The organism is Alkalicoccus daliensis (assembly GCF_900103955.1).
Lineage (GTDB): Bacteria > Bacillota > Bacilli > Bacillales > Salisediminibacteriaceae > Alkalicoccus > Alkalicoccus daliensis.
This window is the reverse complement of sequence record NZ_FNIL01000010.1, coordinates 13,319-28,149: the sequence shown is the minus strand read 5'-3', so window position 1 is coordinate 28,149 and position 14,831 is coordinate 13,319. Positions and strand designations below refer to the sequence as shown.

Below are 14,831 nucleotides of genomic sequence, written 5' to 3'. Positions count from 1 at the left end.
TCTTCAAGATTCACTTCACAGAATTATTGAGACAGTCCTGCAGTGTTGGTAAAACGGTAGGTTGTTCGCTTTTCATATTTTTCTTCCGGCCGTAAAATAATCCCTGGAATATCATCAGGTACATGCTGAGTTTCCAGACAAACAGCACTATGCCGGCTCAGTTTTCTTCCATTTGCCTGAATTTCTTCTCCAAGCATGTTGCCGGTATAAACTACAATTGCAGAATTGTCTGTCTCAATTGTAAGTGTTATATCATTTTGCTCATTTTTTAATATCGCTGCCGGCAGTCCGCTGTTTAATTCAAATGGATGATCGATGCCCCCCTGGACGATTGCTATTTGAGGATCTTCAGCGTACAGTGCCTCTTTAATTTTTTTCGGTTCTCTAAAGTCAAATACTGGATTATTGTCCGCAGATTGCTTTTTTACAGGAATCGACTCTTCATCAAGTTCATAAAAATAATCACTGCTCAGCTGCAAGGTGTGATCAGTAATGTCTCCGTCGCCTAAATTAAAATAAGAATGATTCGTTAAATTTAACGGAGTAGCTTTGTCCGTTGTTGCTGCATAATCAATATGTAATTCATTTCTTTCTGTGAGCGAATAAGTGATGGTGAGTGCTACATTTCCAGGAAAGCCCTCTTCTCCATCGGGACTGTCATAAGAAAACTTTAATTTGTTCTCGGTCTGCTCGACCTCAAAAAAACGGTGTGTAAATCCAGATTTTCCCCCATGAAGGTTATTACTTCCATCATTTGGAGCCAGTTCATATACACTTCCATCAAGTTCAAACTGCGCATCCTTTGTTCTGCCTGAAGTCCTTCCTACAGCTGCACCAAAAAATACGCTGTTATCAGCATAATTTTCCGGATTATCATAAGCAAGAACAGTATTGTGTAAATTCCCTTCTCCATCAGGTACGTGCATGCCCGTGATTACTGCTCCAAAGTTAAGCGCTGTTACTTTCATTCCTGCCTTATTTGTAAGCGTATATTCTACTACATCCCGGCCTTGTATCTCCGTAAGTTTTTTCAATTAAACCACTCCTGTAATGTTTTTATGTGTAATCATTTACTGCAAAAAAGTGAAAAGGTTTTGGACATTTTATGCACTCTTACCTTAGAACAAAATCTCTGCAAGAGCAAAAAGCAAGATTATAAAGAAATACTCGCAAGAGAATTCCTGCGAATAAAAGCTTACATTCAGTATATCAAAAAAGGATGTATCAGGAATGTTTGTTTTCCTGATACATCTTTCTCTGTTAAAAAAAAGTTACAGCTTATAATCAACAGAATATAAATCTTTTCGGCGGTCTTTCCACTGTGTTACATTTCCAGATTTGCGGGTACGGCGCAGGAGCTCCAGATCGACTTCCCCTACTACAACTGTTTCAATATTCGGATGACATTCTCCTACAATCCCATCTCTCGCAAAAGCAAAATCTGATGGGGTGAAAATGCCGGACTGTGCATATTGAATATCCATATTTTCAACATGAGTAAGGTTTCCTACTGTACCGGTAATAACAGTATATATCTGATTTTCCACAGCTCTCGCCTGAGAACAGTACCTTACTCTTAAATAGCCCTGGCGGTCGTCTGTACAGAAAGGACTGAAAATAATATTTGCTCCCTTTTCAGTAGCAATCCGGCCAAGTTCCGGAAATTCGATATCATAACAGATTTGAATGGCAATCTTGCCGCAGTCTGTATCAAACACTTCTACTTTATCTCCGCCCTGGATTCCCCAGAACTTTCTTTCATTTGGTGTAATGTGTATCTTGTACTGCTTTTCAATCGTCCCATCTCTTCTGAAAAGATAAGCAATATTATAAATATCGCCTTCTTCTTCTACGAAATGCGAACCTCCAATAATATTAATATTATATTTAATGGCAAGATCTGTAAATAAATTGATGTAGTCTTCTGTGAAATCTGTCAGTCTTCTTATTGCCCGGCTTGGACTTTTCTCATCTATAAAGGACAGCAGCTGCGTAGTGAATATTTCAGGAAAAACTACAAAATCTGAATTATAGCTTGCTCCTACATCTGCATAGTATTCACATTGTTGGGCAAATTCATCAAAAGAATCTATTTTTTTCATCATATACTGAATTGCGCAGATTCTTACCGGAAAGGCTGTTTTAAAATGTCTTTTTGTAGTCGGGCGGTAATCTACATTATTCCACTCCATTAATGTCGCATATCTCATAGAAGCCCAGTCATCATCCAGATAATTTCTATTAATTCGTTTTAGGGTAAAGCCATTCATTACCTGAAATGTGAGTACCGGATCAAATACATTATGGTGCATTACTTCTTCAACATACTGCCGCGGTGACATTTCTGAAGAATATTTTCTGAAATTCGGGATACGCCCGCCAATAATGATCGATTTCAGATTTAATTCCCTTGCAAGTTCTTTCCTTGCTTCATATAGACGCCTGCCGATTTTCATTCGCCGATAATCCGGATGAACTGCAACCTCAATTCCATAGAGATTATACCCTTCAGGATCATGATTTGTAATATAACCTTCATCTGTTACTTCATCCCAGGTATGCTGATCGTCATACTCATCAAAATTTATCAGCAGACTGGAACATGATCCAATTACTTCGCCGTCAAGCTCTACACAGAACTGCCCTTCCGGAAAGACTTCCAAATGGCTTATCAAGTGCTGCCTTGTCCAGGGATCCATATTAGGAAAACTAATTTTAGAGAGTTCAATGATGCTGTCTATATCTTCAAATCGTATATTACGAACTATTATTTTCTTTTCAAACTTTGACATATCTAATGATGACAATATAACTCACTCCTTGATTCAATTCACCCTGTATATTTTAGCACAATCTGTAATCTGCTCCTAATAAGAACTCTGTACACGATACATGGAAATGATTTCTAGATAATAATCAGAATACAATGCATTAACGCATCTTCAGGCAATTTCCCAAGTGAATACATCGTCATCAGGTGTGATTCTTTCCTCCTGCAAGGTGCAGTTTTTTTAACAGGAATTTCTCGGTGAAATTCGATCGCTTTATTAAAGGCTGCTTTGAAAATAAAAGGTTTGTTAAAAAGAAGTAATCATACTGTGCGGGTGCGTCCTCTCCTTCGTTACACAGTATTATTAATTTTCATACCTCATGGTGCAAAAATTTTACATGAGACTATGTTAAAGCCTGGTTTTGTTAGGTGGCAGGAATGGCTTCCGCTGCTAGCCTGTCGAGTAGCTCCAGAGTCTTATCCTATCCGCAGATTATATTTTTGGAGCACAATATAAAAGCGTACCTATCCGTCATATACTACAAACGAAAAGATACGCTTTTTATACTTAATAATTTCACATTTCAGATAAGGAGATATGTACTGATAATTCTCCAATACCTGTGTCCATCGGAACAGTAATAAAAGTTTTGCTTGTCCTGAACCTGGAAGATCCTTCATTCACAACGGGGGGTGTAACATCAATGACGCATTCTTCTTTAGAAAGTTCTGTTGCTGTAGATCCAGCGATCCAATTTCCGAATTCCTGAATAGCACTCCACCCCAAATCATCCAGCTGGGACACTTCCACACCGCCCATCATGGAACCCACAATTTTTTTGGCGGTAGAAGTATTTACAGAACAAATAATCTGCCCTGTCAGTTCTCCACTTACTCCCAAAACTACTGAAACATCGTTTGACGGAACTGCATCCTTTCCTACAGTTGGCTTATTTGGAGTAACCTCTACTCCAAGGTGACTGTTTAAAATAGTTTTAGCTGCTCTGCATACCGCATTAATATGTACTGCGTTCATTTTATTTCCTCATCTCTTCACTTGGTGTTTTTCATTTCCTCTCTTGCTTCATACCACTGCTCCCGGGCCTTATCCAGCAGCTGGGGTTCCAAATGCCTTTGCTCATGCTGCAAAACTTCCGAAAAAAACTGTCCTGCTTTTACAAATTGATTTAATTGCCTGTTGAGCTCCCCAAGCAGATACAGTAAAGATAATTCTGACATACCCTTATCTTTAAAATCTCCATTTAGAAGAGAACTTTCATAATAGGCAGCAGCATGATGTTTAAACCTTTTTTCTTCTTCCATCGTACCCAGAAATCTGTAAATCCAGCTGAGTTTCAGACTCAGGCCGGCCATTACCACTGCCGGCTGGTTTGTTATGTTCCCTGCCATCACTGCAAGCTTAAATGTTTTTACCGCCTGATTGTACGTTCTGCTCAAACTATAATTCTGCGGATTCCATCTGGCAGTAACTTTTTCAGCAAAAAGTTCTTTATCTTCTGCTGCTTTCACAGGCTCAAACTGATCTGTGTAAGCAAACCCGCATTTAATGCATACATTTACTTCGTACAAAACAGGATTTAGTACAGGGTCTTTATATTCTTTGTAAAAATCATTATAGGTTTTCAACAGCCTGACTGCTCTGCTGCGCAGCCTTTTTGTTTCAAATTCCGCACTGCACATAAGACATATTGTTTCTTTATCGTATAATGGAGGAATCTCATTCATTTTTAGCTCCCCCTTTAATTACTTCTTAATTATAGTATAAAGGACACGTTACAAAAGTAAAGGTTTTTGTTGATTATTTTTAATTTATAATTAATTTCAAGTTTTCTAAGTATCTTAAGTACTAGTTCAACAATAAAAAGCACACTGCTTTTCAGCAGTTGCTTTCTCAGGCTGTTGTAATAGTTTTTTTGTATAAGTATACGATTTTATGCTTTTGTCTCCGAAGGGTCGCTTTCCGAAGGGAACTCTCTCCGCGAACCTGCCTTCTTAAAAGAGGAGCATGGCTTCACGCAGCCAAATCACTGGAAAGCAAAGAGCTCTTTCCAGTGCTTTCAAGATCATTGGCTGGTTTCGCACATGCTTACTATATCTTCCCAGTAAGAACGCCTGGGAAGATATAAGAATCGTTCTTAATCTTCCAGGAGTCGACCTTCTGCGACTGCAGCTGAGAAAAAAGAGGATTAGATTTTATAGAGCGTCTCCAGTACAAGCGCAGCTTTTTCTATAAAAACCTATTCTCCATAGCGTCCGGTGGTGACAGCGGGATTGAAGCGCAGTCTGAAGATCCTTTCTTCTGGCCCAAGGGCAGGAGAAATAGCTGAAGACCGGTCGGCAAGCTTCCACCGGTAAGCGGTGGAGAACCTTATACATGAAAAATTATAAAAATACAAAATTTCTTACTTTATAAACACTATGAAAAAGCACCCTGCTTCTTAAGCAGGGTGCTTTCTATGAATTAACGGCTGCCTTTAGTATAAGGCTGGTTAAGTGCTTTAGGCGGTTCTGCTTTTCCAACAAAGCCGGCTAATGCAAGGATTGTTAATACGTATGGCAGAATCAGGAACCATACCTGAGGAATATTTTGAAAACCTGGAAGCTGCTGTGCAGAAGTACTCAAGGCCATTGCAAACCCAAAGAATATCGCCGCACCCATTGCTCCAAACGGGGTCCATTTACCAAAGATTAAGGCAGCCAGTGCCATAAACCCTTGTCCTACTATCGTACCTGCAGAGAAGTTACCAGCAATCGTAACTGCATACACAGAACCACCTGCGCCTGCAAAAGCTCCACTCAGCATTACCCCAATGTAACGCATACGCTGTACTTTAATACCCATCGTATCAGCAGCCATAGGATGTTCCCCTACCGCTCGCAATCTAAGTCCGAAAGGTGTCTTAAATACTACATACCAGACAACAGCAATGATGATCAGAGCAATATACGTAGTTAAGTAAACTCTGGAAAATAGCATTGGGCCTATTACTGGTATATCAGACAAGAATGGAATATTCGATCTTAATATTCTCGTTCCAATTGTAGCTGTTTGGCCTGCATCATAAATTTCTCTTACAATGAAAACTGTCAGCCCGACTGCAAGAAAGTTTATCGCTACCCCGCTTACAATCTGATCAGCTCGAAAAGAAATTGACGCTACTGCATGAATTAAAGAAAAGATTGCTCCAATAATGACAGCGAATCCTATTCCCAGCCAGGGAGAGAGTGCCCCCATACCAAGTGCTTCAAACATAAGTGTACCAATAATACCTCCAAAAGCCCCCATTACCATGAGTCCTTCTAGACCGATATTTACTACACCTGAACGTTCACTGAATAATCCTCCCATTGCAGTAAGCATTAGAGGAGTCGCAGCAATTAAGGCTGCTGGAACAATAATATACAATATCTGTAATACTACATCCATTTATTTCTCCTCCTTCCTGCTTTGAAGGCGGTCGAGTGCCCAACGAATTATATAACTGGAAGCAACGAAAAGAATGATTAGTGCAATAATAATCTCTACTAATTCGGGAGCAACTCCAGCTTGAGACTGCATCATGTTTGCACCCTGCTGTAATCCACCGAACAAGAAGGCAGCAAGAAAAATTCCTATAGAGGAACTTGCTCCAAGTAAAGCTACTGCAATTCCATCAAAACCGATGTTTGTAAATGTCGGTAATATATTTGCATATCCGTATGTTCCAAGACCAACCATTGCACCACCAATTCCGGCAAAAGCACCGGATACAGACATTGATAAAACAATATTTTGATCTACGTTCATTCCTGCATATAAAGATGCATTTTTATTAAAGCCTACAGAACGCAGTTCAAAGCCTTTCTTCGTTTTCCAAAGAATGAACCACATCAATACACAAGCTGCAGCTGCAATCAGGAAACCCCAGTGAAGTCTCGAAAATTGAGTCAACTCGGATAGAAACTCCGATTCCAGAGAAGCAGAGCTGTTAATAAACCCAGTTCTTTGTCCGGAATCCAGTAAGTACGTACGAATTAAAGAATTCGTTACATGCATTGCAATATAGTTCATCATAATAGTTACGATAACTTCATGAACCTGGAAACGTGCTTTAAGCAGCCCTGGAACAAATCCCCACAGAGCCCCTGCTACAGCACCTGCCAGAATAGCAAGCGGGAGGTGAATAATCATCGGAGGATCAATTGCCAGACCGACATACACCGACGTAAACCAGCCGACAATCAGCTGTCCTTCGACCCCAATGTTCAGGAGGCCGGTCCGAAATGCAAAAGCTACTGCAATCCCGGAAAAAATCAGGGGAGTCATGCGCTGCAATGTTTCCCCGAATTGATAAGTATCCCCTACAATTCCATTTACAAGAGCAGTATATCCGGTAATTGGATTATTTCCGCTGAAAAGCATAATTACAGCTCCGGCAAGAAAACCAAATAAAATTGCGATAATTGGAATGGTTATTCCGAATGCTCTTCCTTTTAACATAGACATCATGAGGTTGTCTCACCTGCTTCCTTTACACTGCCTGCCATAAGAAGCCCCAGCTCCTGTTCATTTGTTTTATCAGCTTCAACTACAGAAACAATTTCACCTTCATAAATTACCGCAATGCGGTCACTGACGTTAAGGACCTCTTCCAGCTCAAGAGACACAAGCAGAATCGCCCGTCCTTTATCCCGCTCTTCAATCAGTTTTTTATGAATAAATTCGATTGCACCTACATCAAGTCCTCTTGTAGGCTGTGCAGCAATTAATAGAGCAGGCGAACGATCTACTTCCCTTGCAATAATTGCTTTCTGCTGATTTCCACCTGACAAAGCTCTAGCCGGCGTTTTTTCACTTGGGGTTCTTACATCAAATTCTTCAATTAATACTTTTGCCTTTTCGTACATGGACTGGTAATTAAGAATTCCCGTCTTTGTATAAGGCTTTTGATAATAAGTCTGCAAGACCATGTTTTCCCCAATCGTAAAATCAAGCACAAGCCCATGCTTATGACGATCCTGTGGAATATGTCCTACCCCTACTTCAGTAATTTTCCGGGGTTTAAACTTTGTTGTATCTTTGCCCGTAATATTAATGCTTCCGCTCTTAATCTTGCGGAGACCTGTAAGAGCTTCTACCAGCTCTGTCTGGCCGTTTCCGTCCACCCCTGCTATTCCAACAATTTCTCCTTCTCTTACATCAAGGTTAAGATTGTTCACAACACTTACTTTACGTGAATCTTCCACGACAAGATTTTTTACAGAAAGAACTGTTTCCTTAGGGGAGGCCGGCGTCTTCTCAACCTTAAAGCTTACCTCACGCCCTACCATCATTTCCGCAAGGCTGTTTTCAGTAGAATCAGCTACATCTACAGTACCAATGCCTACACCGCGTCGAATAACGGTACAACGGTCACAGACTTCTAATATTTCTTTTAATTTGTGCGTAATTAATATAATAGATTTTCCTTCTTTTATTAAATTATGCATGATCTGAATAAGTTCTTTAATTTCAGGAGGCGTAAGAGCACCGGTCGGCTCATCAAAAATAAGTATATCTGCACCGCGGTATAAAGTTTTTAAAATTTCAGCCCGCTGCTGCATTCCTACAGAAATATCTTCTATTTTAGCCCGGGGATCTACTCTTAAACCGTACCGGTCAGATATCTCCTGCACATCCTTTTCTGCTTTACGAAGATTGATACTTCCCCGGCTGGTAGGTTCACTGCCCAAAATTATGTTTTCCGTAACTGAAAAGTTCTGAACCAGCATAAAATGCTGATGCACCATTCCTATTCCAAGGTCGTTTGCAACATTAGGATCTGTAATATTAACTTTTTCCCCACGCACTTTAATTTCTCCACGCTCCGGTTGATACAAGCCGAACAAGACGTTCATTAGTGTTGATTTACCTGCCCCGTTCTCCCCTAATAACGCATGAATTTCGCCTTGTTTGACCTGCAGCGTAATATTGTCGTTGGCAACGATACCGGGAAATTCCTTGCGTATGTTATTCATCTCAATAACGTATTCCACGATTAACAACTCCTATCGGCTTCATAAGAGATTTTTAGTTTCCCTAAAATTTAACTAGAGACAATTACCTGTATAATTTGTCGTTTTTTGAAATAATAAGTCGGATTAATCCTAAATCAGGTAAAAACAAAGGCTAGTGCTAGACTAGCCTTTGTCATTTTATCTCTGGAAATATTATTCCTTAGAGAGAACCAAGAAACTCTTCGTATTCATCGTCAGTCTGCGGTACTTCAATTTCTCCATCAATGATCATCTGCTCATACTCTTCCACAGCATCAAGAGCTTCATCAGAAACATTATCCTGAGTTTCTGCGATACCTACACCGTCATCTTCCAGAGCGAATTCCAACGTCTCGCCAGCTGGGAAATTACCGTTCATTGTATCTTCAGAAACAGTGTATACTGCCTGGTCTACACGTTTAACCATAGAAGAAAGAATTACATTTCCATCTGACCAGTCACCTTCTGTAAGCGCCTGATCCTGGTCTACACCGATAGCCCAGACAGTTTCGCCACCTTCATTGCGGTCAATTGCTTCAGTGAATAATCCATTACCAGTTCCTCCGGCAGCATGATAAATGATATCTGCTCCGTTGGAGTACATAGTGTCAGCAATGTTTTGACCAGTGGATGCATCGTTGAAGTCCTGTGCATACTGCACTGCGATCTCAATATCAGAATCTACATAGCTTACGCCTGCTTTAAATCCATTTTCGAATTTTTTAATCAGCGGGCTTTCCACACCACCGATAAAGCCAACTTCGTTATTTTCAGAGTGGAGTGCTGCAATAACACCTACAAGGAAAGAACCTTCATGCTCAGCAAAAGTTACACTTGCTAGGTTATCAAGTGGATTTCCATCTTCATCAGTTACTACTTCATCGATAATAGCAAAGTTCTGATCAGGATTTTGTTCAGCTACTGTACGCACATCGTCAGCCATTAAAAATCCGATAGCGAAAGTGATATCTGTACCTTCACGTGCAAGCTGCTGCAAGTTCGGAAGATAGTCTGCTGCATCTCCGGACTGAACATAATCAACTTCAGCTTCCGGATAGTCTTCACCAAACTGAGTTAAACCAGCCCATGCTGATTCGTTGAATGAACGGTCATCTACTCCACCAACATCTGTAACCATTTTAGATGAGAAGTCTGAGCCGTCCCCGGATGCTTCCCCGCCTTCATTATTGTTCTCTTCATTTGCTGCATCGTTTTCGGCTGCGTCGTCTGCAGCGTTATTATTTTCAGCATTGTCATTTACTTCTGTATTCTCCGCATTATTACCAGCGTTATTATTAACAGGTGTTGTATCGTTTTCTTCGTTGTTCTCCCCACATGCTGCTAATAATACTCCCGTTGCCAGAATAGAAGACAATAATACTTTTTTACTTTTTTTCATTAAGTACTTCCCCCTTGAAAATTTATATTTTTAGTTTTTATCTCCTGTATTTTCAGGAGATAAAAACTCTGTTCCCATTATGCCATATAAATTTGAAAAAGATAATCTTAAAAACGCTTCCAAAAAATAAAAATTTACTTGTTTGATGTCTGACCTTTAAAAAAGGCGCAGTTATTTAATGAGAGCGTTTTCTATAACATAAATTCAATATATCACCTTTTAAAAAAATAATAAATACTTTTTAAACAATTTTTCAATTTCGTATGAAAAGAAGTAACTTATTTAAGTTAAAATTTTTCATATATTTTATTTGGAAAGCAATTTGAAATTGGCTCCGAAGAATTTATGAAGTTTTCTAAAAAATCTGTGTATAAACGAATAATTAATGATAGAATAGATAAATTAAAAGTCAGTTTACTATTGACCCCCACGATTATCAAAAGCTGATATGTTCTTAAGTTTTTATTTCAATTACTGGAGCTCAGTACTACTATTATCCTCATTCAAGCACTTTTTAATTTTGGTAAATAAATTAAATGCGGAGGTATTGTTTAATATGACAGCTAGTACACTGATTTGCGATGATTCTGCAATCTTCAGAGAACAGTTGAAAATGATTTTAAATGAAGCAGGAATTCAGAAAGTTTATGAGGCTGGCAATGGCATTGAAGCTGTACAAATGTTTCTGGATTATGAGCCTGATCTTGTTTTCATGGATATTATCATGCCAAAACAGGATGGAATCTCCACGCTGAAAGAATTAGTTTCTTACAAAAAAAATTCCCGGATTATTATGACCTCTTCCTGCTCTCAACAGTCTCATCTGCGCAGAGCGCTTCATCTTGGTGCAGATGCCTACCTTCGAAAACCAGCGAGCGAACAGAACATCCTCCCATTACTGCAAAAATACAACCCCGCTTCCTTCTAGAAGCGGGGTTGTTCAGTGGAATCTGGTGAAGAAGACACTTTCCAATATACAATTAATACTGCCATTATCCCCGCACTTGCTTTTCCCACCAGCATAGCAATTGTCATCTCCGGCTCCACAGCTGCTGTAAAACCAAGATGACCTCCTAATAAAAAAGCGCCGCTTACTGAAAAAGCTACATTCATCAGCTTGCTTTTCTCGTCCATTAAATGCAGTTTCTTAAACATCGGTATACTGTGAGCGAGCTGAGTAACAAATCCTACCCAGGCGTCTCCAGCTATCGGGCTTTTATCAATTAATCCTTTACATAAAGGAACAATTACAGATTTCATAAAATGTACCAGTGGAAAGGCTCCTGCCAGTGCAAGGACAATTAAACCAACTACCTGCATAGATTCCTCGAATGGAGTCAGTCCTGAAATAATAGTTACGTTTGTTAATTCCTGCACAGCTACAATTCCCATAATCACACTAATAAAAGTCATAATCCCTTTTCCGCAGATGATAAATAGTGAAACCATCACCGGTTGAATCCAAGTCAGTCCTGCGATAAGAACACCTACAAATAAAATGACGGGAAGCAGCTGCTGCAGTAGAAAAAGTAATGGCATGCCCGCAATTAACCCTGCAAGAAGGGCCCCTGCAGGAACCGGAATTAATCCAAACATAATTCCTCTTGCTAATAAAGAATACTGGTCTTTATGTAACAGACCCAATGCAACTGGAACAGTGAATACAAAGGTGGGACCGAGCATCGTAGCTAAAATTATACCAGAAAACATGGCTGCATCTTCTGAATCTGCGAGTTCCAGTGCCAGAGGATATCCTCCCATATCAATCGCTAATATCATTCCTGGAAACATGCCGGGGTCTGCACCTAAAAAAGTAAATATTGGTATAAGTACCGGCCTTAAAATTTCAGCAAGTACTGGAGCAATAGATATCATACCGATCATTACAAAGCCAAGAGGGCCCATCGTACGAAAACCTTCATCAAAAGCATCTCCATAGCCTTTTCTGTTTCCAATTATTTTATCCAGGATGCCTATAATGAGAAAACCTACTAATATCCATATAATAACGTCATTTAACCACATACTATGACATCCTTTAAAACGTTTTCTATTTTATAGCTCTGCTAATGCTCATTATTGGTAAGAGAAAACTTCGCTGCAACTGACCTGCCGTGGACGAGCTCCTCCCCTTCCTCGCTTCGCTGTGGGATCTTCCCGCTCGTTCTTACCTTGGCGAAACAATTGAAAAGATTGTTTTATTACAAGCTTTTCTATCAACAAAATGAAGACAAGGCGGTGTAGAGGCCTGCGGAAAAAGTAAGCGTAAAGATCGCACTGTAGATGAACCCAAACAGCAGTGGGAAGCCAGCCGGGCTCTTGAAACCAAGAAAGAGGGTCTGTGTTTTTCTTGGATTGGCTGTGCAGACCTTTGCTAATTTCCAGGGGATAGCTGATAGAAGCTCTTCCTCCGGATTCTTATTGGCCTGCTCTCATATATGTAAGTACTGCCGGATCGATTTTATCTTCCTCCTGCCAGCGCTCTTCGAAATTCTCCCTCAAAAAATAATTTTTTAAAGCTTCTTTTACATCTACATTGTAAGCATTATAATGCTGATCTAAAAGTCCTTCGCTGATTAAATTTACTTCAATTTCTTTTAAAACTTCTTTTTCAATTACAAGGAGATCTCCAGGTTCCGGCTTTGAAAAATAAAGTTGATGAAGCTCATACAGCCTTTTTAATTCTTTAATAGGTTCTTTATGATCATCCACTCTCAGATCATATTTACGATCATTATAACCTCCATATCCTCCTTTTTCCTGAACAATAAACAGCGCAGCAGATTGTTTTCCTCGAGCATCCCCTCCTGCCTTTTCTGCTTCTTCCAATGCTGACAGAAGCCGTTCTGCTAAAGGACCTGAAGAATTTTCAAAAGTTTCCACCAGTGCATCTACTGTTTCTTTGTTCAGAAGAATATTTCCCTGTGCAGAACAAAATTTCCCCATACGATCTCCTGCCCAGTCATAGCATTCAGTCCCAGTAAATACTGCAGTCTCTCCATTCGCATTCATAATTGCAAATTGCCGTAATTCCTTTTCGTGATCTTCTGCAATGAGGTGATTTTTTACTTCTTCAGGATGCATACCTTTTTCCAGCATGTCCAGACCTTGCGGACCGAAAGAGGTATTAGCGAAAGATTGTGTGGCTACTGCTCCAACTCCAGCTTTTGCCCATGGCACCACTGCTCCTACACCTAAAAATTTTGACTGCACCACAATTCCTGTCTCATTTGTTTCAGGATCGAACCCAATTAAAGAGTATGTAGCAACTTTTGGCTGCATTTTTTTCATATGTAGATCACTCCTTTTAATGCTATCTTAAGCTTCCTAATTATATTCCGTCAATTCAGAAATGTTTATATAAAAGGAATCATGGGAATTTTATCCTTAAGTAAGCAGAAGGAGGAATATTTAATGAAGGTTTTAGTAGTAGGAGCGAATGGAAAAATAGGCAGCCATCTTGTTCGAATGCTTAGTTTAAGTACAAAGCATGAAGTAAGGGCAATGATAAGAAAAGAAGAACAAAAAGCAAATATGCGTGAACTGGGCGCTGAAGATATCGTGATCGGTGATTTGGAAAAAGACTTTTCTCATGCCTTTCACGGGATGGATGCAGTAGTATTCACCGCAGGTTCAGGCGGGCACACTGGAAAAGAACAAACAGAAGTTATCGACAGAAACGGAGCTATTCAAACTGTAGAAGAAGCTGAAAAAGCAGGGCTTGACCGTTTTATAATGATCAGTTCGATGATGGCAGATGAAGCAGAGACTGCTTCTGAAGATATTCAGCATTATCTTAAAGCCAAGCTTGCAGCAGATGAAAAACTGCAGCAAAGCTCTTTAAAATATACAATCCTCCGTCCCGGACCATTATCAAATGATGCTGCGCGCGGTACTATTACAGTGAAAGAAAAGCTTGACAGCTATGATGGGTCTATTCCTCGGGAGGATGTAGCAGCTGTGGCTTCCAATTGCTTAACGCTGGAGAACACTTACAATAAAACGTTTGAGTTAATTGGCGGGGATGTTCCTATAGGAGAAGCTTTGAAAACAATTTAAATTTAACTGATATTGCAGTGCAGTGATTTTCGTTTTATACTAAATGATATCTGTAAAATGATTTCAGGAGGCTATTCATATGACTGCACTTAAGGAATTAAGCAGAGAACAAAGAATTGAATATATTATTATGGCTTCTCTTCTAATCATTTCGGTAATCATCGGAATTATCGTTGGTATGAACGAAGAATGGTTTCTCCGCCGTAACTTTACTGCAGGCTACATGGCCGGCGCACTGCTCTCAGTTATTTTGTTGTTTGGCATTTACCGATTTATCGACTTTTGCATTTCCTTTACAAAAAATAAAAAATAAAGCTGCCGGGCTTCCGGCAGCTTTATTTTTTATAATGTTGGGAAAGAATAATTTCTGTAAAAAGCATACGCTCCCTAGCTTCCACCTGCGGAGGTAATTCTCTCCGCTGACTTTCCCACCCTAAATCTTCGATTCGCTCCGTTTCCTCTCGGCTGATTTCTGCGGCGGCAGAAATGGAGGCCAGTCTGAAGATTCTTTCCAATGGCTCGGCATTCTTTATTTAACCTCCAGAATGAAGTAAACCTGAATTAATA

General features: G+C 39.8%; 13 protein-coding genes. 3 read left to right on the top strand and 10 right to left on the bottom strand.

Going from position 1 to position 14,831, the window contains the following annotated elements:
* Positions 1 to 23 precede the first annotated feature (23 nt).
* The 8 genes from BLP92_RS13765 to BLP92_RS13725 all read right to left on the bottom strand — a co-directional run bounded on the left by BLP92_RS13765 (position 24) and on the right by BLP92_RS13725 (position 10,205).
* Complete coding sequence (locus tag BLP92_RS13765; protein WP_090843534.1) at positions 24 to 1,034, bottom strand: aldose epimerase family protein; 1,011 nt, start codon at positions 1,032 to 1,034, stop codon at positions 24 to 26.
* Positions 1,035 to 1,271: 237 nt separating this feature from the next.
* A complete protein-coding gene (locus tag BLP92_RS13760; protein WP_175444300.1) occupies positions 1,272 to 2,807 on the bottom strand; it encodes a GNAT family N-acetyltransferase in 1,536 nt (511 codons plus the stop codon).
* Between the two features lie 540 nt (positions 2,808 to 3,347).
* A complete protein-coding gene (locus BLP92_RS13755; protein WP_090843532.1) occupies positions 3,348 to 3,806 on the bottom strand; it encodes a chemotaxis protein CheX in 459 nt (152 codons plus the stop codon).
* A 17-nt stretch (positions 3,807 to 3,823) separates the two neighbouring features.
* Entirely contained in the window at positions 3,824 to 4,516 is a 693-nt protein-coding gene (locus tag BLP92_RS13750; protein WP_090843531.1) for a DUF2225 domain-containing protein, read from the bottom strand.
* A 736-nt stretch (positions 4,517 to 5,252) separates the two neighbouring features.
* The gene (locus BLP92_RS13740) at positions 5,253 to 6,218 is read right to left on the bottom strand and encodes an ABC transporter permease (protein WP_090843529.1); all 966 of its coding nucleotides are present in this window, start codon (positions 6,216 to 6,218) and stop codon (positions 5,253 to 5,255) included.
* Positions 6,219 to 7,280 carry an ABC transporter permease gene (locus tag BLP92_RS13735; protein ID WP_090843528.1) on the bottom strand — a complete coding sequence of 354 codons (1,062 nt, stop codon included), beginning with the start codon at positions 7,278 to 7,280 and terminating at the stop codon, positions 6,219 to 6,221.
* On the bottom strand, positions 7,277 to 8,806 hold the full coding sequence (locus BLP92_RS13730) for an ABC transporter ATP-binding protein (RefSeq protein WP_090843527.1): 1,530 nt from the start codon (positions 8,804 to 8,806) through the stop codon (positions 7,277 to 7,279). The genes BLP92_RS13735 and BLP92_RS13730 overlap by 4 nt, the downstream gene beginning before the upstream one ends.
* Positions 8,807 to 8,987: 181 nt before the next feature.
* The gene (locus BLP92_RS13725) at positions 8,988 to 10,205 is read right to left on the bottom strand and encodes a BMP family lipoprotein (RefSeq protein WP_090843526.1); all 1,218 of its coding nucleotides are present in this window, start codon (positions 10,203 to 10,205) and stop codon (positions 8,988 to 8,990) included.
* 556 nt (positions 10,206 to 10,761) lie between these two features.
* On the opposite strand from BLP92_RS13725, the gene BLP92_RS13720 reads away from it, so the two are divergent.
* Positions 10,762 to 11,133 (top strand): response regulator transcription factor, encoded by a 372-nt coding sequence (locus BLP92_RS13720; protein WP_175444299.1) that lies wholly within the window; start codon positions 10,762 to 10,764, stop codon positions 11,131 to 11,133.
* Here the strand turns inward: BLP92_RS13720 and BLP92_RS13715 are convergent.
* The gene (locus tag BLP92_RS13715; protein ID WP_090843524.1) at positions 11,130 to 12,230 is read right to left on the bottom strand and encodes an ethanolamine utilization protein EutH; all 1,101 of its coding nucleotides are present in this window, start codon (positions 12,228 to 12,230) and stop codon (positions 11,130 to 11,132) included. The genes BLP92_RS13720 and BLP92_RS13715 overlap by 4 nt on opposite strands.
* Before the next feature lie 393 nt (positions 12,231 to 12,623).
* A complete protein-coding gene (locus BLP92_RS13710; protein ID WP_090843523.1) occupies positions 12,624 to 13,496 on the bottom strand; it encodes a DUF1028 domain-containing protein in 873 nt (290 codons plus the stop codon).
* A 123-nt stretch (positions 13,497 to 13,619) separates the two neighbouring features.
* Between BLP92_RS13710 and BLP92_RS13705 the strand changes: the two genes are divergently transcribed.
* Together BLP92_RS13705 and BLP92_RS13700 are read left to right on the top strand one after the other, a co-directional pair.
* A complete protein-coding gene (locus BLP92_RS13705) occupies positions 13,620 to 14,264 on the top strand; it encodes an SDR family oxidoreductase (RefSeq protein WP_090843522.1) in 645 nt (214 codons plus the stop codon).
* A 79-nt stretch (positions 14,265 to 14,343) separates the two neighbouring features.
* Entirely contained in the window at positions 14,344 to 14,577 is a 234-nt protein-coding gene (locus tag BLP92_RS13700; protein ID WP_090843521.1) for a hypothetical protein, read from the top strand.
* Positions 14,578 to 14,831 lie beyond the last annotated feature (254 nt).

Coding starts and splice junctions, on each gene's coding strand:
- BLP92_RS13755 (WP_090843532.1), bottom strand. CDS start 3,806: ATGAACGCAGTACATATTAATGCGGTATGCAGAGCAGCTAAAACTATT.
- BLP92_RS13750 (WP_090843531.1), bottom strand. CDS start 4,516: ATGAATGAGATTCCTCCATTATACGATAAAGAAACAATATGTCTTATG.
- BLP92_RS13740 (WP_090843529.1), bottom strand. CDS start 6,218: ATGGATGTAGTATTACAGATATTGTATATTATTGTTCCAGCAGCCTTA.
- BLP92_RS13735 (WP_090843528.1), bottom strand. CDS start 7,280: ATGATGTCTATGTTAAAAGGAAGAGCATTCGGAATAACCATTCCAATT.
- BLP92_RS13725 (WP_090843526.1), bottom strand. CDS start 10,205: ATGAAAAAAAGTAAAAAAGTATTATTGTCTTCTATTCTGGCAACGGGA.
- BLP92_RS13720 (WP_175444299.1), top strand. CDS start 10,762: ATGACAGCTAGTACACTGATTTGCGATGATTCTGCAATCTTCAGAGAA.
- BLP92_RS13715 (WP_090843524.1), bottom strand. CDS start 12,230: ATGTGGTTAAATGACGTTATTATATGGATATTAGTAGGTTTTCTCATT.
- BLP92_RS13710 (WP_090843523.1), bottom strand. CDS start 13,496: ATGAAAAAAATGCAGCCAAAAGTTGCTACATACTCTTTAATTGGGTTC.
- BLP92_RS13705 (WP_090843522.1), top strand. CDS start 13,620: ATGAAGGTTTTAGTAGTAGGAGCGAATGGAAAAATAGGCAGCCATCTT.
- BLP92_RS13700 (WP_090843521.1), top strand. CDS start 14,344: ATGACTGCACTTAAGGAATTAAGCAGAGAACAAAGAATTGAATATATT.